This is a genomic window from Pseudomonas sp. CFBP 13710 (genome assembly GCF_014842235.1).
GTDB classification, from domain to species: domain Bacteria; phylum Pseudomonadota; class Gammaproteobacteria; order Pseudomonadales; family Pseudomonadaceae; genus Aquipseudomonas; species Aquipseudomonas baltica.
This window is the reverse complement of sequence record NZ_JACYVJ010000001.1, coordinates 856762-883367: the sequence shown is the minus strand read 5'-3', so window position 1 is coordinate 883367 and position 26606 is coordinate 856762. Positions and strand designations below refer to the sequence as shown.

The 26606-nt window shown below is 62.2% G+C and carries 20 protein-coding genes and 2 pseudogenes; 16 read left to right on the top strand and 6 right to left on the bottom strand.

Annotated elements, in window-relative coordinates; translation table 11 throughout:
- Window positions 1-477: 477 nt before the first annotated feature.
- On the bottom strand, window positions 478-1632 hold the full coding sequence (locus IFT44_RS03775) for a MalY/PatB family protein (RefSeq protein WP_192175430.1): 1155 nt from the start codon (window positions 1630-1632) through the stop codon (window positions 478-480).
- 214 nt (window positions 1633-1846) lie between these two features.
- Between IFT44_RS03775 and IFT44_RS03770 the strand changes: the two genes are divergently transcribed.
- Window positions 1847-2875 (top strand): hypothetical protein, encoded by a 1029-nt coding sequence (locus IFT44_RS03770; RefSeq protein ID WP_122715619.1) that lies wholly within the window; start codon window positions 1847-1849, stop codon window positions 2873-2875.
- Window positions 2876-2991: 116 nt separating this feature from the next.
- Here the strand turns inward: IFT44_RS03770 and IFT44_RS03765 are convergent, their stop codons facing one another.
- Both IFT44_RS03765 and IFT44_RS03760 read right to left on the bottom strand, forming a co-directional pair.
- Window positions 2992-3342 carry a helix-turn-helix domain-containing protein gene (locus IFT44_RS03765; RefSeq protein ID WP_122477607.1) on the bottom strand — a complete coding sequence of 117 codons (351 nt, stop codon included), beginning with the start codon at window positions 3340-3342 and terminating at the stop codon, window positions 2992-2994.
- Window positions 3342-3641, bottom strand: coding sequence for a type II toxin-antitoxin system HigB family toxin (locus tag IFT44_RS03760; RefSeq protein ID WP_185793154.1), 300 nt, complete (start codon window positions 3639-3641; stop codon window positions 3342-3344). Before IFT44_RS03760 ends, IFT44_RS03765 begins: the two co-directional genes overlap by 1 nt.
- A gap of 345 nt (window positions 3642-3986) precedes the next feature.
- Between IFT44_RS03760 and IFT44_RS03755 the strand changes: the two genes are divergently transcribed.
- The 5 genes and pseudogenes from IFT44_RS03755 to IFT44_RS03735 all read left to right on the top strand — a co-directional run bounded on the left by IFT44_RS03755 (window position 3987) and on the right by IFT44_RS03735 (window position 8558).
- Window positions 3987-6026 carry a TonB-dependent receptor family protein gene (locus IFT44_RS03755; protein WP_342214253.1) on the top strand — a complete coding sequence of 680 codons (2040 nt, stop codon included), beginning with the start codon at window positions 3987-3989 and terminating at the stop codon, window positions 6024-6026.
- A 35-nt stretch (window positions 6027-6061) separates the two neighbouring features.
- A complete protein-coding gene (locus tag IFT44_RS03750) occupies window positions 6062-6475 on the top strand; it encodes an NUDIX hydrolase (protein ID WP_192055403.1) in 414 nt (137 codons plus the stop codon).
- A 73-nt stretch (window positions 6476-6548) separates the two neighbouring features.
- Window positions 6549-6986, top strand: a pseudogene (locus tag IFT44_RS03745) (NUDIX hydrolase); the annotation flags it as partial.
- Window positions 6987-7004: 18 nt separating this feature from the next.
- Window positions 7005-7958, top strand: a pseudogene (locus tag IFT44_RS03740) (GNAT family N-acetyltransferase); the annotation flags it as partial.
- A 72-nt stretch (window positions 7959-8030) separates the two neighbouring features.
- Entirely contained in the window at window positions 8031-8558 is a 528-nt protein-coding gene (locus IFT44_RS03735; protein ID WP_240998783.1) for a GNAT family N-acetyltransferase, read from the top strand.
- 111 nt (window positions 8559-8669) lie between these two features.
- Here the strand turns inward: IFT44_RS03735 and IFT44_RS03730 are convergent, their stop codons facing one another.
- Entirely contained in the window at window positions 8670-9344 is a 675-nt protein-coding gene (locus IFT44_RS03730) for an MgtC/SapB family protein (RefSeq protein WP_043190299.1), read from the bottom strand.
- A gap of 599 nt (window positions 9345-9943) precedes the next feature.
- Between IFT44_RS03730 and IFT44_RS03725 the strand changes: the two genes are divergently transcribed.
- The 10 genes from IFT44_RS03725 (at window position 9944) to IFT44_RS03680 (ending at window position 25813) form a co-directional block, all read left to right on the top strand.
- Window positions 9944-12139: a TonB-dependent receptor family protein gene (locus IFT44_RS03725; protein WP_192175428.1), complete on the top strand. Its 2196-nt coding sequence runs from the start codon at window positions 9944-9946 to the stop codon at window positions 12137-12139.
- 429 nt (window positions 12140-12568) lie between these two features.
- The gene (locus tag IFT44_RS03720; protein ID WP_244652076.1) at window positions 12569-14716 is read left to right on the top strand and encodes a TonB-dependent receptor family protein; all 2148 of its coding nucleotides are present in this window, start codon (window positions 12569-12571) and stop codon (window positions 14714-14716) included.
- A 14-nt stretch (window positions 14717-14730) separates the two neighbouring features.
- Window positions 14731-16449: an ABC transporter substrate-binding protein gene (locus tag IFT44_RS03715; protein ID WP_192175426.1), complete on the top strand. Its 1719-nt coding sequence runs from the start codon at window positions 14731-14733 to the stop codon at window positions 16447-16449.
- Window positions 16446-17381, top strand: coding sequence for an ABC transporter permease (locus IFT44_RS03710; RefSeq protein ID WP_122477624.1), 936 nt, complete (start codon window positions 16446-16448; stop codon window positions 17379-17381). Before IFT44_RS03715 ends, IFT44_RS03710 begins: the two co-directional genes overlap by 4 nt.
- A 49-nt stretch (window positions 17382-17430) precedes the next feature.
- Window positions 17431-18717 carry an acyl-CoA dehydrogenase family protein gene (locus IFT44_RS03705; RefSeq protein ID WP_192175425.1) on the top strand — a complete coding sequence of 429 codons (1287 nt, stop codon included), beginning with the start codon at window positions 17431-17433 and terminating at the stop codon, window positions 18715-18717.
- 20 nt (window positions 18718-18737) lie between these two features.
- Entirely contained in the window at window positions 18738-20069 is a 1332-nt protein-coding gene (locus tag IFT44_RS03700) for an LLM class flavin-dependent oxidoreductase (RefSeq protein ID WP_122477628.1), read from the top strand.
- A gap of 33 nt (window positions 20070-20102) precedes the next feature.
- Window positions 20103-21155 (top strand): NADP(H)-dependent aldo-keto reductase, encoded by a 1053-nt coding sequence (locus IFT44_RS03695; protein ID WP_122799810.1) that lies wholly within the window; start codon window positions 20103-20105, stop codon window positions 21153-21155.
- Between the two features lie 27 nt (window positions 21156-21182).
- A complete protein-coding gene (locus IFT44_RS03690) occupies window positions 21183-22073 on the top strand; it encodes an ABC transporter permease (protein ID WP_192059764.1) in 891 nt (296 codons plus the stop codon).
- Complete coding sequence (locus IFT44_RS03685; RefSeq protein WP_192059762.1) at window positions 22070-23728, top strand: dipeptide ABC transporter ATP-binding protein; 1659 nt, start codon at window positions 22070-22072, stop codon at window positions 23726-23728. The genes IFT44_RS03690 and IFT44_RS03685 overlap by 4 nt, the downstream gene beginning before the upstream one ends.
- Before the next feature lie 261 nt (window positions 23729-23989).
- Complete coding sequence (locus IFT44_RS03680; RefSeq protein ID WP_244652075.1) at window positions 23990-25813, top strand: ABC transporter ATP-binding protein; 1824 nt, start codon at window positions 23990-23992, stop codon at window positions 25811-25813.
- 109 nt (window positions 25814-25922) lie between these two features.
- On the opposite strand, the gene IFT44_RS03675 is transcribed toward IFT44_RS03680, so the two are convergent.
- Both IFT44_RS03675 and IFT44_RS03670 read right to left on the bottom strand, forming a co-directional pair.
- A complete protein-coding gene (locus tag IFT44_RS03675; protein ID WP_122477635.1) occupies window positions 25923-26207 on the bottom strand; it encodes a type II toxin-antitoxin system RelE/ParE family toxin in 285 nt (94 codons plus the stop codon).
- A complete protein-coding gene (locus tag IFT44_RS03670; RefSeq protein WP_122477637.1) occupies window positions 26197-26439 on the bottom strand; it encodes a CopG family ribbon-helix-helix protein in 243 nt (80 codons plus the stop codon). The genes IFT44_RS03675 and IFT44_RS03670 overlap by 11 nt, the downstream gene beginning before the upstream one ends.
- Between the last annotated feature and the right edge of the window lie 167 nt (window positions 26440-26606).

Sequence of the window (26606 nt, the reverse complement as noted above, 5' to 3'; positions counted from 1 at the left end):
TGCGGATGCGGCTGCTGTGCGTGTAGCAGCGGCGCGAGCCGCGTCGGCGGTACCTGCGGTGTGTCTGGGTGAACGCGTCGAGGCCGGACGCGGCTCGCGCCGCTGCTACAGGGGGTGCGTCGGGTGCGGATGCGGCTGCTGTGCGTGTAGCTGCGGCGCGAGCCGCGTCGGCGGTGCCTGCGGTGTGTCTGGGTGAACGCGTCGAGGCCGGACGCGGCTTGCGCCGCTGCTACAGGGGGTGCGTCGGGTGCGGATGCGGCTGCTGTGCGTGTAGCAGCGGCGCGAGCCGCGTCGGCGGTACCTGCGGTGTGTCTGGGTGAACGCGTCGAGGCCGGACGCGGCTTGCGCCGCTGCTACAGGGGGTGCGTCGGGTGCGGATGCGGCTGCTGTGCGTGTAGCAGCGGCGCGAGCCGCGTCGGCGGTGCCTGCGGTGTGTCTGGGTAAACGCGTTGAAGCCGGACGCGGCTTGCGCCGCTGCTACAGGGGGCGGTTTTGCAGGCTGCGTTCGATGCGGGCGAGGCCTTCGGTCAGCAGCGAGCGCGGGCAGCCGAAATTGAGCCGCACGAACTGTTCCAGGCCTGCACCGAAATCCGTGCCGGCGCTCAACCCCACGCGCGCCTGCTGAAGGAAAAAGCGCTGCGGGTTGTCCAGGCCCAGGGCCGAGCAGTCCAGCCAGGCCAGGTAGGTACTTTGCGGCGCATGGACGACGATGCCCGGCAGGCGCGCGCGAATCGTTTCCAGCAGATAGTCGCGGTTACCCTGCAGGTAGGTTTTCAGCTGCTGCAGCCACTCGCCTGGCTGCGCATACGCGGCGTGGGTAGCCTCCATGCCCAGCGGGTTGACGCTGTCAACCATGCCCACCCGCGCAGCATCGAAGCGCGCGCGCAATTCAGCATTCTGAATCACTGCGAAGGCCGTCTTCAACCCAGCGACGTTATACGTCTTGCTGGCTGACATGAGGGTGATGGTGCGCTGGGCGACCTCAGGCGACAGCGAGGCAATCGGGACATGGCGGCGGCCGTCGAACTGCAGGTCGGCATGGATCTCGTCGCTGATGATCAGCACATTCTGCGCTACACAGGTGTCGGCGATGGCCTGGAGTTCGTCGCGCGAATAAGTCTTGCCCAGCGGATTGTGTGGATTGCTGAGAATGAACGCTGCGCTGTCGCCCAGCGACTGTTGCAGGCGGTGCGGGTCGCAGGACCATTCACCTTGCGCATCGGCGGTCAGCGGGACTTCGATGCTGCGCATCTTCCAGTGCCCGGCCGCTTCGCGCAGCGGCGGGTAGTTTGGCGTATGCACCACCACGCCGGCGCCTTCGGCCACCAGACCATGCAGGGCCATGTTGACCCCCGGAACCACGCCGGGCAGGACCACGATGTCCTGCGTCTGCACCTGCCAGTCATAGTGATCGCGCAGGTAATCGACCAGCACCTGACGCAGCGCTTCGGACGGCATGCTGTAACCCAGGACAGGGTGCGCCAGCCGCGCCTGCAGCCGTTCGATGACTGCCGGTGGCGCAGCGAAATCCATGTCCGCCACCCACATGGGCAGTACGTCTTCCGGGTAGCGGCTCCATTTGGTGCTGCTGGTGCCGGTACGGTCGAACAGCGTGTCCAGGTCTGTGCTCATCATGTGCTCGGGGCTGCAATACGTGAAAATTGAAGGGCTTGTGGCGGCATAGTACTCAGCGCAAAGGTGGCAGGCTACCGATGGCGGAGGATATGGCACATTCGTACGTAAAAAGATATTCAGGGTTTTTTTCAAACTTTTTCACTTGCGCCTGGGTCATTGCAGTAAGCGGGTGCTCGTACCCGCTCTGCCATTGACCCCAAGGACTACCATCATGATCCGCGATGACCGTATCGCTCCAGACGGCTACACCACCCCGGTCTACCATGACCACGCCACGACCGCGCCGTTGCTCAAGCGAATTTCGTGGAGTGCCATTCTGGCCGGTGTGGTACTGGCCATGGTTGTTTCGCTGTTGTTGAACCTGCTGGGCACGGCCATCGGTACGGCCACCATTGATCCGATGCAGGAAGCCAATCCGCTGTCCGGGATCGGTACCGGTGCCGGCATCTGGGTGGTAGTCAGCGCCGTCATTTCGCTGTTCGTAGGTGGTTGGGCTGCGGGTCGTCTGGCACAGCGCGAAGGCGCGTTTCACGGTCTGCTGGTATGGGCAAGCGTTTCGCTGATCACCGTCTACCTGGTGTCCAGTGCAGTCACCGGTGTCGTCCGTGGCGGCCTGAACCTGGCCGGCAGCGGCATGTCGGCGCTGGGCAGCGGTATCGCCCAAGTAGCTCCAGCGCTGGGCGACAAGATCCAGGATCAGCTGCGCGCACAGGGCATCGACTTCAACCTGGACGATATCCAGGGTGAAATCGAGTTGGCCATGCGTCAGACCGGCAAAGCCGAACTGAACCCGGACAACGTCAAGCAGGAAGCTCAGGCTACTCAGCAGGATGCTCAGAACACTGCTCAGCGCAGCGCCGAGAATCCTCAGCAAGCCGACAACCAGTTGGGTGGTCTGATGGACCGCATCAAGGCCAAGGGTGACCAGGCTTGGGATGCTGCCGACCGTCAAGCACTGGTCAACCTGATCAAGGCTCGTGGCAACAAGACCGACGCCGAAGCCAACCAGATCGTCGATCAGGCTCAGGCCAGCTATCGTCAGGCTTACGCCAAGTATCAAGAGCTGAAGGCTCAGGCCGAGCAGAAAGCCCGTGAAGCTGCCGAAGTGGCTGCCAAGCGTGTTTCGCAAGGCGCCTGGATCCTGCTGATCACCTTGGTGATCTCGGGTCTGGTATCGGCCGGTGCCGGTGTACTGGGTCGTCGCACTCAGCCACCTGCCAAGGTTGTTGCTGCGGTCTAATCAACCGCCCGCAATACCACGGTTATAGAAAAGCCCGCGCTGACCTGGTCATCGCGGGCTTTTTCTTGGGCTACGAATATGCGATTCGAAGCCAGTAACATTCGACTGAAGAAAGGCTAGCCCAGTAGGCTTTCGTAGGGAATGTTCATCCCGACATGCAGGCGCTTGATCATCGCAAGACTCAAGGAGCGTTTGGCGTTCAATACCTCAGACACACGCCCACTCGAGCCGATGAAGGGCTCCAGATCGCGCATACTCAGGCCTTGCTGGTCCATTCGAAATTTTATCGCTTCGATAGGATTGGACGGGCCGATAGGGTAATGCTGGTCCTCGTATTTCTCGATAAGTATCGCGAGGACTTCCAATTCGTCGGCACTAGCAGTACCGGGCTGCGCACCCCACAGCTCCTCCATGCGAACAAATGCCTTCTGAAGGTCTGTCTCGTTACGGATGGGTTTCAGATTCATCAGATGGTCTCCACGTCGATCTGGTCATACTGGGCATGAGTGCCAACGAACTTTAACCATGCAATCTGGTGGTTGTAGTCGATCGCTACGACCAAGCGATATTTGTTGCCTGCTATGTTGAAAACGACCCTGCCTGCTTTGATGATGCTCGCTGTGCCGATCTCAGCTTTTAGCGCCTGAGGGGTAAGCCAGTTGGCGTTGATCATGAGATTGTGCCACTCAATCAACGGCCGTTGCGCGTCACCGTGTCCGCTCCGCTCCCAGAATTCCCGCAATGTTCGCTTGGCAATGACTCTCATGATAAATGCGGATCTCCCTTTTTGGGAGGATTTTCTGGATCAATTGCATGAGGGTCAAGTGTTGTTCTGGTGCCGCATGTGTCCCGACCGATCCCTTTGCACCGCCGGTACTGTCGCTGAGCCAACAGCAGAAGGACAGGTTGCACGATAACGATCGCTGCGCTGCTATCGCGAGCCCAGCCTATGGGGTTTTACCTTTGGCACGATAGCTGCTGAAGCCCCCTGCGAGCGCGACTATACGAATAGAGGCTCCTTCTCTTTTCGTAGCGTTCAGGAGCTTCATCCATGGGTTCAACATCGGGTCGCAAGCCCAGTGGTTCATATCGCGCTTTTGTATCGAGCAGCGTGGCATTGTTCACAGCCACCAGTTTGGGCTTGGCCCATGCGGAGGATACTCAGCTGTCCACGGTGGTGGTGACGGGCGCGGCGCGCAGCGAGGCGCAAAAGGCCAAGGTCGAGCTGGACAAAACCCCCGGTACCACCGCAGTCGTCGACATGAAAGAAGTTGAGAAAGGCCGCGCTTCCAACGCCGAAGACGTACTTGCGCTACAACCGGGCGTGTTCGCGCAGGCCACCAGTGGCACCGGTGCCAACAAGATTTCGATTCGCGGTTCGGGTTTGAATACCTTCTATCAAGGCTATGCCCTGGGCATCAAATTCCTCTACGACGGACTGCCGATCACCGGACCGGGCGGGACTCAGGAAGACCTGCTGAACATGGCCGCAGTCGATCACACCGAAGTGCTGTACGGCGCCAACGCCTTCAAGCACACGGCGCTGTCGCTGGGTGGCGCGATCAACTTCGTCAGCCGCACCGGACGCACGTCCCCAGGCAACTACGCACGGTTCGAAGTCGGCAGTTTCGGCTACCGCAAACAGCAACTGAGCACCGGTGGCGTGGTAGGCGATAGCGATTACTACGTGAGCGTGCTGCACAACGAACGCGACGGCTATCAAGACAATACGGCCAACAAGGGCCGCGACCTGATCGCCAACTTCGGCCATGTGTTCAGCCCCAAACTGGAAACGCGTTTCTTCCTGCGCTACCGCGAAGAACAGCTCACCAATGGCAACACCCTGACCCGAGCCCAGCTCAAGCACGATCCGCGCAGCAATGACGTCCCCACTGGTCGCAAGAAGGATGGCACGACTTTGCTGGGCAGCAACACCACCTACAGGTTCGACGACGACTCGACCCTGGAAGTGGGCCTGGGTTACAACGACTACCCGTTGCTCAACGGCTGGCGGTATTCGGTCTCGCCGCAGGACTGGCGCTCGAAGGACACCAGCGTAGTGCTGCGCTATCGCCGCGCCCATGATGAGCTGTTCGGCCTGCCCAGCGACAGCAGCATCACCTTCAGCAATACCCTGGCCTACCTGGGCGATGTCAAATCCCACAGCCGCAGCACCGGGCAACTGTTGCAGTACACAAAGTACACCGGCTCGCGCGACAGCGTGCTGGCGCTGGGCAACGAGTTGCAGCTCAACGACAGAACCTGGCTGTCCACGGGGCTTTCGTTCATCAACATCAAGCGCAAGGCCGAGATCGAATACACCACCGGGGTGAACACCAGCGAGTTTCCCGATGGCGTGAACTACTCCGAATGGGACACCGCGCCGCGGCTGGGGCTGCGGTATGAACTGACTCCAGACATCCAGCTGTTCGGCAACGTCAGCCGCTCCATCGACCCGCCCGTGACCTGGCAGCTGGGCAGCACCGGCTCGCCGTTCGTGCGCGACGTCAAACCACAGAAAGCCACCACCGCCGAGCTGGGCGTGCGCGCCAGCGCCGGGATTTTCGATGGCAGCCTGACGTTCTATCGCTCGTGGATCGATGACGAGATTCTGTCCGTGGTGGTGCGTCAGGCCTCGGCCAGTCAAGACCAACTGGTGGCTTCGTCCAACGCCAGCCCGACCATTCACCAAGGCGTCGAGGCGGGCTTGAATGCACTGCTGTGGGAAGGCGACAACGGCGATACGCTAAACCTGCGCCAAGCCTACACCTTCAACGATTTCTACTATCGCCACGACAACACCTTCGGCGGCAACGAGCTGCCCAGCCTGCCACGCCACGTGTACCAGGCCGAGCTTCAGTACCAACAGGCCGGAGGCTTTTACGCCCAGCTCAACCTGCGTTCGGCCTCCAGTTACTTCGTCGACTACGCTAACAGTTTCAGCGCACCGTCCTACACCATTCTCGGCGCCCGCGTAGGCTTCGAAGCCCCGAGCAAACGCTGGGACGTGTTCCTGGACATGCGCAACCTGACCGACGAACGCTACGCCACCGCAGCCAACACCAGCTACGACGCCCGCGGGCAGGATTCCGCCAACTTCTATCCGGGCGATGCGTTCAACGTCACGACTGGCGTTGCGTTTCGGTTTTGATAGGGCCCTGCTTTGACGATGCATGAGGGACTCGAATGAAGGCTTGCCCGGTGGTCATCCGCTATAGAGAAGGCTTGGAGGTTCTCGCCTTCGAGCACCCTCTAGCAGGGCTGCAGTTGGTGAAAGGGACCGTAGAGGAGGGTGAGACTTCGGCCGCGGCGGCTGGTCGCGAATTGTTCGAAGAGGCGGGCATTCGAGCAAGGGTGGTGCTTGATTTGGGTACTTGGCAGTACACAGGCACCGGTGAGATATGGATGTTTCATCAATGCGAAGCCATTGGTGAACTTGCGGATCACTGGGTGCATTATTGTCAGGACGACCAAGGACATCGTTTTCGTTTTTTCTGGCACCGGCTTGCCAGCCAGCCCGATGAGCGATGGCATAAGACTTTCAGAGACGCACTGCATTTCTTGCGTAGCCGGTTGGCGGTCGAAACCAGTCGCGAATGATTTCTGGGATCTGTAGGCTCAGCACACACCGTCTGCAGGATTTAACGCAGTTACAGCAGAGAGAGAGGATGACATGCGAGAGCGCAAGGCAGCGCGCTGGTTGGTGATAGATCCAGAAGGGAGGGTTCTTCTTTTCAGGTTTCACCATACGGCCGGACCGTTGGCGGGGCAGGACTATTGGGCCACGCCAGGCGGTGGCGTCGAGGAAGGTGAATCCTTCGCGTCGGCGGCAATACGGGAGCTACACGAGGAAACCGGAATTCACGTTGTGACGGCAGGTCCTGTTGTCGCCGAGCGGGATTTTGTGATGCAGATGCCTGATGGAGAATATGTACTTGGCTTGGAGCAGTATTTTGCCGTACGCGTCCTACTGCAGGAGCTGTCTCGTGAAGGGTGGACCCCGCAGGAAGTCGAAGTCGTCGCCGAGTGTCGCTGGTGGTCTGCTGACGAACTCCAGTCTACGCAAGAAACCGTGTGGCCCGAGAACCTGAAAGAGTTGCTTTCGAAGTCCGACAGCGCTGCCTCGCCCGTGGTGATTCGCGTTGCCGCCAGCACGGATGCGCGCGCCTTATCCAGCGTTCATCTGGCCGCCTGGCAGGCGGCCTACCAAGACCTTCTTTCACCGTCCTACCTGCTGGCGCTTGAAGACAAGCTGGAGCAGCGGGCAAACGTGCTACGCGAGGCGATCGTTCAGCGGACAATGTCGTTGTGGGTGATCGAGCGAAGCGGGCAAGTCCTGGGTTGGGCCTCTTTCGGGCCCAGCAGGGATGCTGAGGCGGGTTCGGCTACGGCCGAACTGCGCGCTATCAATCTGCTGCCCGAGGTCTGGTCGCAAGGTCTGGGTCGCCAGTTGTGGGAGGTCATCCAGGAAAACCTCACGCGCGACGGCTACACCGACGTGACCGCGTGGGTATTGGCGGGGAACGAGCGGGCAATCGGGTTCTATCAGGCCATTGGGTTCGTCCGCGAACCTGGCAGCGAGCGAACGGTGGTTGAGGATGGGGAATCCCTGTCACTGGTGCGTTATCGCACCCAGTTGATCCCGCCTCTGGTGCAGACGCCGCTGCTGACGCCACGTCTTGAAATAGTCGCCCCGAATGTTGCCCTGGCACAGCTCTTGGCGGATGCCTTGAACGCGAGTTACGAAACCCATCGTCTGTTTCTGGTTTGGAGCCGGCCCCGCTGGGAGCTGACGGATACGCTGGACACCCTGCAGCGAGCGCAGAGCGATTTCGTCCGCCACGATGCGGAGAAAAAGTTCTTCCTGCTGACTCGCGAGCACCCGCAGCAACTGGTGGGGTGTATCGGCTTCACCCCCAAGGCCGATGGCTCCCACGAAATAGGCTATTGGGCGAACCAATCATTTCAGGGCCGGGGTTTGATGCGCGAAGCATTGACGGCACTGATTGCCCAGTTGCCTGGAACACGTGTGTACCTGACGACGTCTTCAGCCAACGCCGCCAGCCGCCGGCTCGCGGAGTCGGCCGGGTTTCGCCTGGTTCGCACCCTGGTCGGTGATCGTCGATCGGATGTCTTCGGGGTGTGTGACACGCTGGTGTTCAACTGGCCCGTAGTGCGGCCTGCAGCATTCGAAGATGCGGCGCAGATCGCCGATGTGCATATCCGCAGTTGGCAGCAGGCGTATCGTAGTTTGATGGATCAAGCTTATCTGCACGGACTGGACCAGACCTTGCTGCAGAGACAGGCAAACTGGGAACAGAGCATCACGGGGCACGATTCGCAAGTGCAGGTCGCCTCGTTGGCGGACGCTGTCGTTGGCTGGATATCGTTCGGGCCCAGCCGCGACCACGATGCAGACCCTCAACAGGTAGGCGAAGTGATGGCCTTGTATGTGCTCGCCGAGCATTGGGGCTCAGGAGTGGGGCGGCGGTTATGGCTGGCAGCCCTGGCCTGGCTGGCCGAGCAGGGCTATGAAAAAGTCACGCTGTGGGTACTGGTCGAAAACGTACGGGCGATCAGGTTTTATCAAGCTGCTGGACTTGCAGAGGAGCCGGAAACACGACGAACGCTCGAACGCGGCGGGACGAAATTGCAAGAAGTCCGGTACAGCGGCCGTCTTTGACTGAGCGAGGTAGGTTTCATGCAGTTGTATGTCGTTCGTCATGGCGAAACATAGGCCAATGCCGAGCATCGGTATGGAGTACACGCCGTTGCAACTTGACGACCAGGAACATCACTGGCTGGAAGCATCCTCCTGAACCCCATCAATGGTCAGCAGTTGCTCCAGTATCTGCTTGGCCTGCGCGCCTGAAGTGCGTTTGAGTTCGATGGTGATGCTGTCGGTGTCGTCACGGTTGCCTTTTTCGACGATGAACTGCCTGACCTTGCCCGCGCGGTTGCCCATCACCTCGTTGACCTTTTTCAGGGACAGGGTCTGCGATGGCGCGATGAGTTTAATGACGTGGACTTGCACGCGGTTGCGGTAGACCCGTTCCATGGGTTTTATGGCGATCAGGATCACCAGAATGATAAAGGTGGCGGCGGTGCTGACCACGTACAGCCCACCGCCTACCGACAGGCCGATGGCGGCGACCGTCCAGAGGCTGGCCGCCGTGGTGAGTCCGCGAATCACTTCGCCGCGCAGCAGGATCGAGCCGGCGCCCAGGAAACCGATACCTGAAACCACCTGCGCCGCCACCCGCGAGGGGTCGAGTTCGGTGTGCGCCATGGCCAGGGCATCCTGAAAGCCGAACGACGATACGATCATGAGCAGGCACGAGCCCACGCACACCAGCATGTGAGTACGCAGGCCTGCGGCCCACAGCAGCCGCTCGCGTTCGAGTCCGATCAGGCTGCCGAGCAGAGCAGCCAACAGCAGGCGGATACACATTTCCCAATCGGTGAGCATGGTTGACCTCCTGGATAAGGGTGAAGCCCGCCGTCGATGGCGTCGGGTTCCAAATTGACGATAGGCATGCTGACGACTCCAGGCGCTTATTGTTCACGATAAATAGGTGAAGAATTCTTCGCGGACGATGATCACGCCCACGGATGAGTGCGATTGTATTTTTTTTGTAGGAGCGGTCCCCGGCCGCGAAAGGATCGCTGCGGTATGTCAGGTAAGTTGCGGTAAAGCCTTCGCGGCTGATGACCGCTCCCACGGATGAGTACGATTGTATTTTTTGTAGGAGCGGTCCGCGGCCGCGAAAGGATCGCTGCGGTGTGTCAGGCAAGTTGCGGTAAAGCCTTCGCGGCCGATGACCGCTCCCACGGATGATTGATATCAGGTGTTTGTTGACAGGGCTGTAGTGAAGTTTCAAGTGTTCGAATCGAGGCAGTCGTTCATCACCAAGTGTGTGCTGGCGGCCACTTGGCCGCTCTAATGTACGGTTTTAACGAGTTTCAGCCGCCCAATAGCTGGCACGCTCTCTGCTATCACCCTGTTGCCAATAAATAAGCACCGCCTTTTTTCAGGGCGGTGTTATATGAGTCAAGCAGGAGCAGGGAATGAACGGGGAAGTCATTGCAACAACCACGGCACGCAGTCGCTTGCCGTCGGCGCTGGGCGCTGGGGCGACATTGCTGTTTATCGGCCAACTGCATGCCGCACCAGTCAGCGAATCGGCCGAGCAGAAGCCGACCAGTCAACTGAGTACCGTAGTTGTTCAGGGTGCCAGACTGGACGAGAACCAACGCGCCGAAACGGCTTTGAAGGAAGTGGCAGGCGGGGTCAACTATGTCGATTCCGCGACCGTTGAAAAGGGGCGCGTGTCGACCAGTACCGATATCTTCGCGCTGCAGCCCGGTGTAATCGCCACCCAGGGCGGCGGCAGCAACGACGGCACACGGATTTCCATTCGTGGGTCGGGTATCAACAAGGGCGTGGGTTATTTCCGCGCCGGCATCTTCTACCTGTTCGACGGCCTGCCGGTGTCCGGGCCCGGCGGTACCCCCTACGAACTGTTCGAGCCGCTGGGCCTGAGTCATACCGAAGTGCTGCGCGGCGGCAATGCTTTCGATATCGGCTCGTTGTATCTGGGGGGTGCAATCAACTACGTGACCAAGACCGGCTACAATTCCGCGCCCTTGCAAGTGCGCTATGAGGCCGGTAGTTACGGTTATCAAAAACGTCAGATCAGTTCGGGGCAAGTGCTGGGTCCGCTCGACTATTACGTCAGCCTCACCGACTCGGCGTCGGACGGCTTTCAGGATCAGACCCAAGGCAAGAGCGCCGGGTTTGTCGGCAACGTCGGCTATCAGTTTTCGCCGCAGTTGAAATCCCGTCTGTACTATCGCTACCGAACCACCGACAACGAGACGCCGGGTTATATCACTCGCGCGCAACTCAAGGACGATCCCGAGCAGGCCAACCCGGCCAGTGTGAACGTGCGCGCCCATCGCAAACAGCCAGGTTCGACCTGGGTAGCGAGCAAGACCCAGTACACCTTCGATGACGATTCCAACCTGGAAGTAGGATTGGTCTACCACGACTATCCAATCGACGCGCGACAGGGCGTCAACCGCACGACTTGGGGCTTCAGCGATTACTCCGCCAGTTTGAAATACGACCGTCTGGACACTTTGTTCGGCAAGAACAGCATCACCCGATTCAACGTGCTGCGTACCGAGCATTTGAATGCCTATGCCAAGACCAAGGTGCGGATTCCTTCCGGTATCACCGCCAACCTGCCGTCCGGGGCGTTGGTGCGCAAGGCCGAATACGAAGGCTCCGATACCGTGTTGAGCGCCAGCAATGAAACCGAATGGATCGACAACACACTGTGGTTGAGTGCAGGACTTTCCGCCGTGGAGTTCCAGCGCAAGGCCAAGGTGTCGTATCCGGTGGGTGGCGAGGCCGATAACCCGAACAACCCCATTGAAAAGAACGACTGGGAGTTTGCACCCAGGCTGGGGGTGCGTTATCAGATCAACCCCAACTGGCAGCTGTTCGGTAACCTCAGTCGCACGGTCGAGGCGCAGCAGTCGTGGGCTTATGTGTCCGGTGCGCAGGTGTTCACTTCGGGGCCGGCCACCGGGCTCAATTCCGGTGGGCAGAAGCTCGAACCGCAGATCGCCGATACGTTGGAGTTCGGTACCCGTGGGCAGTTGGGCAACAACACTTGGGACCTGACGTTCTATCGCTCCCATGTGCAGGATGAACTGCTCTCGGTGATCATCAGGGAGGCGACTTCCAGCGCCGATGCACTGACCTCCGAATACAACGCCAGCAAGACCATTCATCAGGGTGTGGAGCTGGGTCTGGATTCTCTGCTGTACCAGAACGACGGCGATGCGTTGCACCTGCGTCAGTCCTATACCTACAGCGACTTCTTCTATCGCGACGACGAGCAGTTCGGCAGCAATCGGTTGCCGGGTATTCCCAAGCATAACTATCAGGCTGAACTGCGTTATGACTTCAGCAATGGCGTGTATGTGGGGGTGAACACCTACTACGCTTCCAAGACGCCGATGGACTTTGCCAATACCAAGGATGCCGGCTCCTACAATCTGTGGGGCGCGATCCTGGGATGGGACTCGCCGAAGAAGGATTGGAATGTCTATCTGGACCTGCGCAACCTGACGGACGAGAAGTATGCGGCGTCCATCAGTCCGGCGTTCAATGCCGGCGGCAATGATGTGCGGGCAATCATCCCAGGGGATGGGTTCGGCGCATATGCCGGGGTGCAGTACAGTTTCCGGTGATTCAATGCCTGCGCAGGAGCGGTCATCGGCCGCGAAAAGGGCGCTGCGGTGTGTCAGGCATACCGAATCGCGCCCTTCGCGGCCACGGACCGCTCCTACAGGGTCATTTGCCTATCGCGGTAGGAGCGGTCATCGGCCGCGAAAAGGGCGCTGCGGTGTGTCTGGTGTATTGCGGGACCTTCTTCGCGGGCAGAGCCCGCTCCCACAACGGTGATAAGTGTTGCTGGAACAGCAGTCATTAAGCAGTTGCAGCCATTTCAAACATCCAGCCGCTACCTGATATCAATGAAATTCCCTGTTCAGGGCACTTGGCGATTGGCACGAACACTGCAATCTACAACGTTATCGATGACGTCGCAGACCTCATCACTCGAGTCCGACTATACCAATAGAAGCTCGCCTTATATTCATTGGGTGGGAGCAACACATTTGAAGTTACATGCCTATACGCCGTCGTTGAACAGTCGGCGCAGTACCGCCTATCGCTATACCGAATTCGCTTCAGGCCTGAGTGCCTGCCTGTTGTTCACTGTCGCTCCTGCCTTCGCTGATACACCAGAGCAACGCTTGCAAACGGTCACTGTGCAGGCCGCCAAGGCGACACCGGTCGAGCAATCCCGTGCGCAGCTCAAGGAAGTGCCCGGGGGCACCAGCCTGGTCGAACAGGCCGAGGTCGACAAAGGGCGCTCCGCCAGCCTCGAAGACACCCTGGCTTACCAGCCAGGGGTGTACGCGCAGTCGGCCGGTGGCAACGACGCGGTCAAGATTTCCATCCGCGGCTCTGGCGCCAACGCATCTCCGGGCTACTTCCGCGAGGGCACCAAGTTCCTCTTCGACGGATTGGCATTGACCGGCGCCGGCGGTACTCCGTACGAGCTGCTGGACGGGCAGGGCTTGCAGTACACCGAGATCCTGCGTGGCGCCAATGCCTTCGAGTACGGCGCCTTGTCTCTGGGTGGCGGCATCAATTTCATCACCCATACCGGCTACAGCGCGCCGGGCAGCCAGATCAAACTGGAAGGTGGCAGTTTCGGTTGGCAGAAACAGACCCTTCGCACCGGCGGTGTGGTCGGTGATGCAGACTATTTCGTCAGCGTCGACAACGCTCGACGCGATGGTTATCAGGATTACACCTTCAGCAAGTCCAAGGGAGTCGTGGGTAACTTCGGCTACCGGTTCAATCCGAAACTTCAGACGCGTCTGATCGTGCGCTACCGCGAGGAATTTCACGAGAACGCCGGTGCGCTGACGCGCGCCCAGCTCAAGCACGACAGCACCCAGACCAACGCGGCCACGCGCGCCAGCCGCGGCGACTCGACCAAACGCGGCTCTACCTGGGTAGCCAGCAAGACCACCTACACCTTCGACGACGACGCCACCCTGGAATTCGGCGTTGGGTACCACGACTATCCGCAGATCTTGAACCGTCGCAGCACGGTCAACCCCAACTACTGGGACTGGAGCGACATCAACGCATCGCTCAAATACACCCGCTACGACCAACTGTTCGGCCTCGACAGCACCACCACCCTGGGCTTCACCAGCACCGAGCACTTGAACGCAGGCGCCAAGACCTATCGCGGCGACAAGGACCTTGGGCTCCTGCAGAAAAACGTCAAGTACGACGGCTCCTTCGACCATGTGTTCACCGTCGGCAACGACCTGGGCCTGACCGATCGGTTGTACCTGACCACCGGCGTCTCGGCGATCCAGATCAAGCGCGACATCGACGTGTCTTTCAGCGATCGGCCCAACACCAGCGGCTTTCCCACGCGCTACGACTATGACGACTGGTCCCTGGCACCGCGTGCGGGGCTGCGTTTTGAACTGACCCCAAACTTGCAAGTGTTCGGCAACGTCAGCCGCTCCGTCGATCCGCCCAGTTCGTGGTCGATCTCCAACTCCGGGGTGACCAACAACTACATCAAGCCGCTGGTACCACAAACCGCGAACACCGTGGAATTCGGTATCCGCGGCCAGTCCGAGCGTTTCGACGGCAGCCTGGTGCTGTACCGCTCCTGGGTCAAGAACGAGTTGCTGACCACCCAGATTGCCGCCGCCACCGGCACCAGCGCGGCGATTGTCTCGACATCCAATGCCACCCCGACCATCCACCAAGGTATCGAAGCGGGCCTGACCACCAAGCTCTGGCAGGGCAGCAACGGTGATGTACTCAGCTGGCGCCAGGCCTACACCCTCAACGACTTTTACTACCGCCACGACCCTGCCTTCAGCAAGAACGAGTTACCGGGCCTGCCCAAGCATATCTACCAGGCCGAACTGCAATACCAGTACGCCAATGGTTTCTACGCCGGCGTCAACGTGCGCTCCGCGTCGAGTACGGCGGTGGACTACGCCAACACGTTCAACGCACCGTCGTACACGATCTTCGGCGCACGGCTGGGATACGACGCGCCGAGCAAGAAGTGGCAGGCCTACGTGGACCTGAAAAACCTCGGCGACAAGGATTACGTGACCGCCATCGTACCGGGCTACAACGCTCAGGGGCAGGACACTGCAGCGCTGTATCCGGGGGACGGCTTCGGTGCGTTCACCGGCGTGACCTACAATTTCTGATGGCTGCCCGACCCATGACCTCGACCTTCTTCGGCTGCGCCTTGATCGGCGTGCTGTTCACGCTCTCGGCCTGTTCGCCCGCTGCCGATGCGCCAGCCACCCCGGTGGCGCAGGCACCGAGCACCGACGGCATCGTCAATGGCGATCTGATCAGCTACCCCGCCTCCGACTACCACGAAGAGGAACCCGGCAAGCGCGGCGGGACGCTGCGCGTGACCACGGCCGCCGACACCGGCACCTTCGACGTCCATGCGATTTCCCATGGCAACGTGCAGTGGTTGGGGCGAGTGCTGTACGACTGCCTGGTTTACCAGGACGAGGAGGGCAGGGTCTCGCCCTGGCTGGCGAAATCCTGGGAAGTGTCCGAAGACGGCAGGACCTACACCTTTCACCTGCGCGAGGGCGTGACCTTCAGCGACGGGGAGAAATTCAATGCCCAGGCGGTGAAGATCAACCTGGAACACATGCGCGATCCCGCGACCAAGTCGCCCTTGGCGGCAGCCTATATCGCACCGTATGACCAGGGTCGGGTGATCGACGAGTACACCTTCCAGGCGACTTTGCGCGAACCCTATTCGCCGTTTCTCGACGTGCTGGCGCAGTCCTGGCTGGGGATGATTTCGCCGAAGCAGATCCTCGAAGCACCCAAGTCGATCGCCGAGCACCCCGTAGGCTCCGGGCCGTTCGTGCTGCAGAGCTATACCCGCGACCAGGGTGCGGTGTTCACCCGTCGCCCCGGCTACGACTGGTCGCCACCGGTGACTCGCCATCGAGGCGAGGCCTACCTGGATCGCATCGAGCTCAGCTTCGTGCCCGAGGCGATGATCCGCTTTACCTCACTCCAGGCTGGGCAGTCGGACCTGACGCTGGACGCGCCGCCGCAGAACGCCAAGGCCATTCGCGCCTCCACCGACCTGACCCTGCGCAGCCGCATTCGCAAGGGCAACCCGTTTCGCAGCCTGACGTTCAACGTCGAAAAGGCGCCGTTCGATGACGTGCGGGTACGTCGCGCGGTAGCCAAGGGCATCGACCGCGAGGGCCTGGCCTGGATCATCGGGTTCGGCGAATACCGGGTGAAGGCGGATTTTCTCGCCGCCAATACGCGCTACTACGACCCCATGTACAAGGATGTGCTGGCCTACGACGTCAAGGCCGCCAACGCCTCGCTCGACGACGCCGGCTGGACCGCGCGCGACGAGCAGGGCTATCGCACCCGCAACGGTGAGCGGCTGGGCGCGACCCTGCTGGCAACCGAAAGCGCGAGCTTCTCCAGCAGTGTTGCGGTGGCGATTCAGGCGGACCTGAAGAAGCTCGGTTTCGAGTTGCGCATCGAACTGCTGCCGCTGGCCCAGGTTACCGACCGCCGTTATGCCGGCAACTTCCAGGTCATGGGCGGTGGTTACTGGCACACCAACACCCCGGACGGTCTGTACATCCTGTACCACAGCGATTCCATCACTTCGGAAAAACGCATCGGCCAGAACGGCGGGCGTTTTCGCGATGCCGAACTGGATCGACTGTTGGCCGCAGCCCGACGCAGCCACGACCCGGCTCGTCTCGAACGATTGTACAGCAAGGCCCAGCAGCGCCTGGCCGAACAAGTGCCGGTGGTGCCTTCGTTCGAGAGCCATGTGCTGGTCGCCTACTCGAACCGCCTTGCCGGGGTGATTTTCGACACCTCGCACAACACGGTCTTTCTGCCCAGCCTGTGGCTGCAAACGGAGGCGAAATGAACACTGCTCTGCGCAAGGTGCTCTGGCGCCTGCTGGCTGGTATCGGCGTCCTCTGGGGAGCCGCGACCCTGACTTTTCTGGCCATCAACCTGAGTGCCGGTGACCCTGCACTGGCCATTCTCGGCGGTCCGGAATCCATGCCGACCCCAGAGATGATCGTGCGGGTACGCGCCGAATACGGCCTCGATCAGCCGCTGATCGTGCAGTACGGCCACTATATCGCTCGCTTGGCTCAAGGCGATCTGGGCGAGTCCTATCGTCTGCGCATTCCGGTCACCCGGGCTATCGGCGCACAGATCGGCGCCACCGTGCAGCTGTCGATCTGCGCGGCGCTGGTAGCCGTGATCCTGTCGGTCATCAGTGCGATCACCACGGCCAAGCGCAGCCCATGGGTGCGCTCGCTGGTATCGGGATCTGAGCTGGTGTTGTCGTCGGCGCCCTCGTTCGTCATCGGCATCCTCTTGCTGCTGGTGTTCGCCTTTCACTGGCACGTGCTGCCACCTTCGGGGTCGGGCAGCTGGCAGTCGTTGATCCTGCCGACCCTGGCGCTAGCCCTGCCGATTGCCGCCGTACTGACCCAGGTGTTGCGCCAGGAGCTGGAAGACATTCTCGACCAGCCTTTCATTGCCATGGCCCGCGCCCGCGGCATGTCCGAGACCGGTGTGCGCCTGCGCCACGCCCTGCGCCATGCCCTGGTGCCGCTGGTGACCCTGGCCGGTTTCGTCTTCGCCAGCCTGCTCGGCGGGGCGGTGGTGGTGGAGCTGCTGTTCTCCCGCCAGGGTATCGGCCGGCTGATGCTCGATGCCGCCAATGCCAAGGACGTGCCCATGGTGTTGGGCATCACCCTGTTGGCAGCGGCGATCTATGTGGCGGTGAACCTGGTGGTGGACCTGGTGAACCACTGGATCGACCCGCGAGTGAAGCCCGCATGACCCGAATTTTCACAGCTGCCAGGCAGCCCGATGACGCAAGGAAAAGACCATGAGTGTTGAACAACGTACCGGCGGTTTCCCGTTGGCCCCGGACTATGCCCGCCTGCGTGCCCCTTTTGCGCCGATCTTCGCGCGCATCGAGGAGACTGCACTGGCCCGCGAACAGCAGCGCGAACTGGCCTTCGAAGCGGTGAGCTGGCTGCGCGAGGCCGGTTTTGGTGCCTTGCGCGTGCCAAGCGAGCAGGGCGGCGCGGGCGCCACCCTGCCGCAGTTGTTCGAGCTGCTGATCGAGCTGGCCGAGGCGGACTCCAACCTGCCGCATATCCTGCGCGCGCATTTCGGCTTCGTCGAAGGCCGCCTGTCCCGCGATGAAGCGGAGTCCCAGGCGTACTGGCTGGCCAAGGTGGTGGCCGGTGACCTGTGGGGCGCGGCCATGGCCGAGCGCACCGACACCAGCAAACAGAGCGTGACCCTGACGGCCGAAAGTGAGCAGCGCTGGCGCCTGGACGGCAAGAAGTTCTACTGCACCGGCACCCTGTACGCCGACTGGATCGCCGTTTCGGCGCTGACGGGTGAAGACTTCGTCAGCGTCTCGGTGCCCACCACCGCGCCAGGCGTGAGCCGCGACGACGATTGGGACGGTTTCGGCCAGCGCCTGTCGGGCAGCGGCACCACGCGTTTCGACAATGTCCCGGTGCCGTCCGAGTACGTGTTGCGTCGCTATGCAGCCGGCGAGCAGCGTCCCGAGTCCTATATTTCTGCCTTCTATCAGCTGTTTCACCTGGCGACATTGGCCGGCATTGCCCGCGCGGTGCTGCGCGACGCCAGCGAGTTCGTCCAGGGCCGGACTCGTGCCTTCGGTGTGCCGGGCCAGTCCAGTCCCAAGGACGATCCACTGGTGCAGCGTGTCGTCGGCCGCCTGTCGAGCCTGGCCTATGCCGCGCAGACCCAGGTACTGGCGGTGGCGCAGGTGCTGCAGAACGTCCACGAAGCCGAACGCGCCGGGCAGGCCAGTGAAGCCCACTACACCGAGGCCGAGGTGCGCGCCTTTCAAGCCCAGCAGATCGTTCTGGAGCAGGTACTGGAAGCCACCACGTTGTTGTTCGAGGTGGGCGGTGCATCGGCCACCAGCCAGTCGCGGCGCTTGGACCGGCACTGGCGCAACGCGCGCACGCTGGCCTCGCACAACCCGGCGATCTACCGCGAACGGGCGCTGGGCAACTACTACCTCAACGGCATCAGCCCGAATGCCGCCTGGCGCGCTTCGCAGGCCGAGCACGCCGCCGCCCGATCCGAACCGGTCGCTGCTCTGCACGACGAAGCCAGCGCCGTCTGAACCGCCTTCAAGGAACCGCCATGAGCCCCAAACCGCAAATGAGCATCGGCATGAACATCCTCGGCTTCGGCTCGCACTCCGCCGCCTGGCGAATGGGCGAGGTGCCGGCCAATGCCTACCTGGATGCCGAGTACTACTGCAACATCGCGCGCATCTCCGAGCGTGGCACGCTGGACGCGATCTTCCTCGCCGACGGTCCGGCATTGGGCGGCGACGTGGCGCAGCACCCGGCTGGGCGCCTCGAGCCCACGGTACTGCTGACGGCCGTGGCCCTGGCTACGCAACGCATCGGCGTGATTGCCACGGCATCGAGCACCTATAACGACCCGTTCAACCTGGCCCGGCGTTTCTCTTCGCTGGACCATATCAGCGGCGGCCGAGCGGCGTGGAACGTGGTGACCAACGCTGGCGATGCCGCCGCGCAGAACTTTGGCCTGGCCGGTGCGCCGCTGCACGTGGACCGCTATGCACGCGCCGACGAGTTCATCGACATCACCCTCAAGCTGTGGGACAGCTGGGAGGACGACGCCATCATCGGCGATGCCGTCAGCGGCCGTTTCGCCGATCCGGCCAAGGTACACACGCCCGATTTCGTCGGCAAACACTTTTCGGTCAAGGGGCCGCTCAACCTGCCGCGCTCGCCCCAGGGCCGGCCGGTGCTGGTGCAGGCCGGCTCGTCCGAAGGTGGCAAGGCGCTGGGCTCGCGTTATGCCGATGCGATCTTCACCACCCAGACCACCCTGGAAGACGGCCAGGGCTTCTATCAGGAGATGAAACACCGCGCCCGGCAATGGGGGCGCAACCCGGCGCACCTGAAGATCATGCCAGGGCTGTCGACGGTGATCGGCAGCACCGAGGCCGAAGCCCATGCACGTTTCGATCGCCTCAACGATTTCTACGGCGAAGAAGGGCTGCTGTATCAGGTGGCCGCGCGGGTGGGGTTGAGCGTCGCCGAGCTGGACCCCGATGCGCCGTTGCCCTGGGACAGGATCGGCCCGGTGGCATCCTTCGAGCGCGGCTCGCACGGGTTTCTCGAAGCCCAGCTGAACCTGGCGCGCCGGGAAAACCTGAGCATTCGCCAATTGTCGCGGCGCATTCTGGTCGGCCACCGCTTGCTGGTCGGCACCCCGGAGCAGGTCGCCGACACCCTCGAGCATTGGTTCCTGGCCGGTGCTGCCGATGGCTTCAACATCATGCCGGACATGTTTCCGTCCGGCGTCGAAATCTTCGTCGATGAGGTGGTGCCGCTGCTGCGCCAGCGCGGTGTTTTCCGCCACGAGTACAGCGGCCACACCCTGCGCGATCACCTGGGCCTGCCGTATCCGGCCAGCCAGTACGCACGCAGCGCCTGAACCTTTCATGCCCGCAACGGACCGATTCGAACCATGAAATATCGCACCCTTGGCAATACCGATCTCAACGTCAGCCTGCTGGGCCTGGGCACCATGACCTGGGGGCATCAGAACAGCGAGCAGGACGCCCATCGGCAACTGGACCTGGCCCTGGCGCACGGCGTCAATCTGATCGACACCGCAGAGATGTACCCCACCCCGACCCATGCCGAAACCTGGGGCAGCACCGAGCGCTTCATCGGCACCTGGCTGCAGCGCAGCGGGCGCCGCGCCGACATCGTGCTGGCCAGCAAGATCATCGGCCCACCGCGCCAGCCGGGCACCGGCGGGCATATCCGTGACGGCCTGACCCGCCACGACCGCGCCAACATCACCGCAGCACTGGACGGCAGTCTCAAGCGCCTGCAGACCGATTATCTGGACCTCTACCAACTGCATTGGCCCGATCGCACCACCAACATCTTCGGCCAGCGTGAATACCCGTACGTCGACGACAGTGGCAGCGTCGCCATCGAAGAGACCCTGGAGGTGCTCGGTGAACTGGTCAAGGCCGGCAAGATCCGTCACATCGGTGTGTCGAACGAGACCCCTTGGGGCGTTGCGCGCTTTCTGCAGCAGGCCGAGCAGCGCGGGCTGCCGCGCATCGCCAGCGTGCAGAACCCCTACAGCCTGTTGAACCGACTGTACGAAGGCGGGCTGTCGGAGTTCAGCCATCGCGAAGGGGTAGGGCTGCTGGCCTATTCGCCGCTGGCATTCGGCACGCTTACCGGCAAATACCTGAACGGCGCGCGACCACAGGGCTCGCGGCTGACGTCGGTGTATCGCACCTTCAACCGCTACGACAGCGAGTCGGCCAGCCGCGCCATCACTGCCTACGTGCAGTTGGCCAATGACTATGGCTACACCCCTGCGCAATTGGCGCTGGGCTTCGTCGCCCGGCAGCCGTTCGTCAGCAGCGTGCTGACCGGGCAGACCAGCGAAGCGCAGTTGCAGGACAACTTCAGTGCGCTGGACATCGAGTTCACCCCGACCCTGCTGGACAAGATCGCCGAGATCCATCGCGCGACCCCCAACCCGGCGCCTTGATCGGTACCAGCCCTACGGAGAATCGCCATGGCAATCAGCTCATCACTCACGGTGCTGGGTCCGGTACCCGCAGGCACGCTGGACGCAGGCATCGATCACCCTCGGGCGCGCACCCGGCTGCGGCCGGGACTGGTACTGGCCGGCGCGTTCGTTCTGCTGCTGATCGTGGCAGCCATCGCCCCAGGCCTGCTGACCACGGTCGATCCACTCGACGCTGTGGCACGCCATGCGTACCGAGCGCCCGACGCCGTGTACTGGTTGGGCACCGACGAAAACGGCCGCGACGTCCTCAGCCGCCTGATCCATGGCGTGCGTCCGTCGCTGCTGCTGGGCTTGGCGGCCACGGCCATGGGTTTGGCGCTGGGCACCTTGCTTGGCCTGGTTGCAGGCCTGGGGCCGCGCTGGCTCGACGCCGCAGTGATGCGTGCGGTGGACGTGCTGCTGGCGTTTCCGGATCTGTTGCTGGCCTTGGTGATCATCACCTTTTTCGGCCAGGGCACGTTGAACCTGATCATTGCCGTCGGGATCGCCAGCGTGCCGCGCTACGCCCGCCTGGTGCGTGCGCAAACCCAGGTGGTGCGCGGTGCTGGCTACGTGGAAGCGGCGACGACGCTGGGCCTGGGTCGCGCGGCGGTGATCTGGCGACACGTGCTGCCCAATGCGATCAAGCCGATCCTGATCCTGGCCACCATCGGCATCGGCGGCAACATCACCGCTGGGGCGGCCTTGAGCTTCCTGGGTTTCGGCGCGCCGCCGCCCGCGCCGGAGTGGGGCACCATGCTCGCCATCGGCCGCAACTTTCTCGCCAACGCGTGGTGGCTGGTGGCGTGGCCGGCGCTGGCGATCACCTTTACCGTCATCTCCATCACCGCCATTGGCCGTGAACTGCTGCGTCGCAGCGAAGGAAAGCGCTTATGAATGCCATCGTCAATCCGCCGCAGCCGCTGCTCGACGTGCAAGACCTGCACGTGGCGTTCAGCGCCCACGCGCAACCGGTGATCCGCGGCATCAGTTTTCAGCTGGCCGCCGGTGAGTGCCTGGCGCTGGTGGGCGAGTCCGGCTCGGGCAAGAGCGTCACCTCGCGTACCTTGGCCGGACTTACCGGCGCGCATTCCGAAGTGCAGGCCCGGCGCTTGTCGTTCGCCGGGCGTGATCTGCGCACGTTTCGCGAAAAGGACTGGTTGCAGTTGCGCGGTGCCCAGTTGGGTTTCGTCATGCAGGATGCGTTGGGGGCGCTTGACCCGCTGCGGCGAGTCGGTCAGGAAATCGCCGAGCCGTTGCGCCTGCACACCGAGATGAAGCGCCGGCAGCGCGAGTTGCGTGTCATCGAGCTGTTGCGTTCGGTCGGCGTTCCCGAGCCCGAACTGCGCGCACGCCAGCATCCGGGCCAGTTGTCGGGAGGGCTGCGCCAGCGCGCGTTGATTGCCTCGGCCATCGCCTGCAACCCCCGCTTGCTGATCGCCGACGAACCCACCACGGCGCTGGACGCGACCGTTCAGGCGCAGGTCATGAGCCTGCTCGAATCGCTGCGCGGCGAGGACACCGCCATGCTCATCGTCAGCCATGACCTGGCGGTAGTCGCGCGCCTGGCCACGCGCATAGCAGTGATGTACCGCGGGGTGATCGTGGAGCAGGGTAGCGTCGATCAGATTCTGCGCGACCCTCGCCATCCCTATACCCAGAGCCTGTTGGCAGCCGGTACCGCGGTGCATTTCCGCCGCGCCTACGGCGACTCGGCCGCGGCCGCTGCGACGCCTGCAGCCGGTGAAGTCCTGCTGCGAGCCGAGCACCTGAGCAAGTCTTTCCAAGGCCCGGACGGGCGTGTGCGCACGGTGGTGGCGGATGTTTCGCTGCGCCTGGAGCGCGGTCGTACGCTGGGTATCGTCGGCGAGTCCGGTTCGGGCAAGACCACCCTGACGCGGATGATCCTGGGGCTGGAGCGTCCCGACAGCGGCGACGTGTGGATCGACGGCCAGCGCTGGTCCGATCTGGACAACGCCCAGCAAGCTCGGGTCCGGCACAGCATTCAGGTGGTGTTCCAGGATCCACTCGGCTCGTTCGATCCGCGCTATACCGTGCAACGGGTCTTGTTCGAAGCGCTGCAAGTGGCGGGGCATCCACGGGCGACCTGGGACGCTCGGGCCGAGCGCTTGCTGGCGCTGGTGAAAATGGATGCTGCGGTGCTCGATCGGCGGCCCATCGAATTGTCCGGCGGGCAGCGTCAACGCGTTGCGATCGCCCGCGCGCTGGCGGCCGAGCCACAGATTCTGGTGTGCGACGAGCCGGTGTCGGCGCTGGATGTGTCGGTGCAGGCGCAGATTCTGCAATTGCTCGACGATCTCAAACACCGGCTGGGGCTGGCGTGCCTGTTCATTTCCCATGATCTGGGGGTGATCAACCACGTTAGCGACCATGTGCTGGTGATGAAGGACGGCGAAGTGGTGGAGGCGGGCGCAGTGCGCCAGGTCCTCGACCGGCCGCAACACCCTTACACCCAAGCCCTGCTCAGCGCCGTACCGACCTTGCAGACCGGCGCCTTGCGCGCGCTCACCTATCTGCCCCTGGCGATCTGAGCCGAGCCCCTACACGGTCCGCTCGCCACACCGGACGCGGCTCGCGCCGCTGCTACACGATTTGCTCGCCACACCGGACGCGGATCGCGCCGCTGCTACACGATTTGCTCGCCACACCGGACGCGGCTCGCGCCGCTGCTACACGATTTACGCGTTCCTCTGTAGCAGCGGCGCAAGCCGCGTCGGCGGCATACGCGGTGCACCAGTAGAAACGTAACACCCCAAACGCGGCTCGCGCCGCTGACACTTGGAGACTATCGTTTGAAACCCTCGTACAAGGATCGTCAACACGCCCTGCGCAGCTGGAACATCCAGTCGCTGCCGGACACGCCCTTTGCCTTTGCCCGCTTCTTCGTCGGCCATTTCCGCGGTTGGTACCTGGCGATTCTCCTTTTGCAGGTCGTGGCGGTCACCTGCACGGTGCTGGTGCCCTGGGTGCTGGGGCAGATTACCCGGGTGGTGAGCCACGCCAGCGCGGCGACCCTCGACTGGCAGACATTGAGCCAACCTCTGCTGCTGTTCGCCGGCCTGTTGCTGCTGGAAATGCTGTGCACCCGTGGCGCCACCGGTGCGCACATCCGGGTGCTGCCGCTGCAGCGACGCACCGTGACCCATGCGGTTTACGCTTACCTGCAGCGTCACTCCCATCGCTTCGTCAGCAGCGAATTCGCCGGCGCCCTGGCGCACAAGATCTCCGAAGTCTCCATGGGCGTAGGCCAGGCGCTGGCGCTGTTGCTGTTCGACCTGATTCCGTTGCTGGTCACCCTGACGCTCGCCGTGGCGGTACTGGCCACGGCCTCGGTCTGGCTGGCGCTGTTCATGTTCGGCTGGTCGGTGTCGTTCATTGCCGTGTGCTATTTCCTGGCCAAGCGCAGCCATCCGTTGTCCCAGCAATACTCGGCGGCGCGCAGTACCAGCAACGGCAAGGTGGTGGATGCGGTGTCCAACCTGACCAACATTCGCCTGTTCGCCCGGCACTCGTTCGAGCATCGCTACCTGGGCGATTACCTGGACCGCGAGCTGAAAGCCGCAGGCCGTTCGTTTGGCTACATGGAGAAGATTCGCTGGTTCCAGTCGATCTGCGGGTTGTCGCTGAAGGTCGGCATGCTGCTGATCGCCCTGTACCTGTGGCGCCTGGGCAGCATCGACATCGCGACCTTCGTGATGGCTACCAGCCTGTCGCTGTTGATCATCACCGACGTGGCCAACCTGTCGCGGCGTTTCCTGGACTTCTTCGAGGCCACCGGCAATATCGCCAACGGCGTGCGCACCCTGATCCGCCCCCATGAAGTGGTGGATGAGCCCGATGCACAGCCGCTCGCCGCCGTGCGCGGCGCCATCGAGTTCCGCGATGTGAGCTTCGGCTATTCGCCGCAGAAACCGGTGTTCGAACACCTGCAGTTGTCGATCCCGGCGGGACAGCGGGTGGGTTTGGTCGGCACGTCCGGTTCGGGCAAGTCGTCGCTGCTCAATCTGCTATTGCGCCTGTACGACGTCAATCAGGGCCAGGTGTTGATCGACGGCCAGGATGTGCGCAGCGTGACCCAGCATTCGCTGCATCAGCAGATCGGTCTGATTCCTCAGGAGCCGGGCCTGTTTCACCGCAGCATTGCCGAAAACATCAACTACGGACGGCTGGATGCCAGCCCGCAGGAATTGGCACAAGCCATCCACCGCGCCGGCGCCAGCGCGTTCATCGACGGCATGGACCAGGGCGCGGATTCGCTGGTCGGCGAACGCGGTGTGAAGCTTTCCGGCGGCCAGCGCCAACGGATCGCCATCGCCCGCGTGCTGCTCAAGAACGCACCGATCCTGGTGATGGACGAGGCGACCTCGGCGCTGGACTCGATCACCGAGCGTTTCATTCAGGAGAAACTCGACGAAATCATGCAGGACAAGACCGTGATCGTCGTGGCCCACCGGCTCTCGACCGTCGCCCACCTGGACCGCATCCTGGTGTTCGAGGACGGCCGTATCATCGAAGACGGCTCCCACGATGACCTGCTGGCAAAGCAGGGCCAGTACTTCCTCCTATGGAGCCGCCAGGCACAGAACGCGTACGACGAAGAAGTCGCATCGGCTTAGCCTGATCGTGATTCGCCGCAGAATAGCGGTGTGTGGGGCGAGTTATGTGCCTGCTGAAGCTATTGCACAGCGAGGGCATTCAGGATTGCCCTCGCCAAGGTCGTGCACGTCACCAGTTGGAGCGTGGCCGCTGCCTTGTGTGGAAGATCCCGAGGATCTGCAGGCGATCGCCACAAATCCGGTACGGAATCAGATAGGACCAGTTCGGAACCGCCCACTCGCGTGTGTGTTTGACCCGACCCTCGCGTCCCATCGTAGGAAACTGCGCGAGTTTATCAACACTTGCGAAGATTGCATCTGCGAAATCATCTGCAGCTTTCGGATTTTCCAACGCAATGTAGTTGGCTTCGTCCTCTAGGTTCTTGAGGGCCTTTTCCAGCCATTCAACCCTCATTCCGACTCCAACGCCGGGCACGCATGGCCGCTACTCGTTCCTCATCGGCAAATTTGCCGTTGTCGGCTTCCTTTACCGCCTGCTCGATTTGCGCTGTCAGTGTTTTTTCATGTTCGATGTAGTCGCGAAGGACGTCCATGGCTAGATAGCTCGCGCTCTGGCCATGGCTCTTGGCAAGGTCCGAAAGAGAGTTGGACAGATCTTCCGGAAGGTTCAGCGATATACCGGTCATGGCAACCTCGGCGTTGAGTGGTGGTGAATATATTACACCGCAAAACCCCTTGAGCATTGGCGGGTTGTCGCGAGGTATGTATGAAGCCGCTCGCGACAGCGGCTTTTTCCGACGGTAGTCAAATCAAATAATCCAGCACTCCAAAGGCTCCGGCACAGCAACTGTCT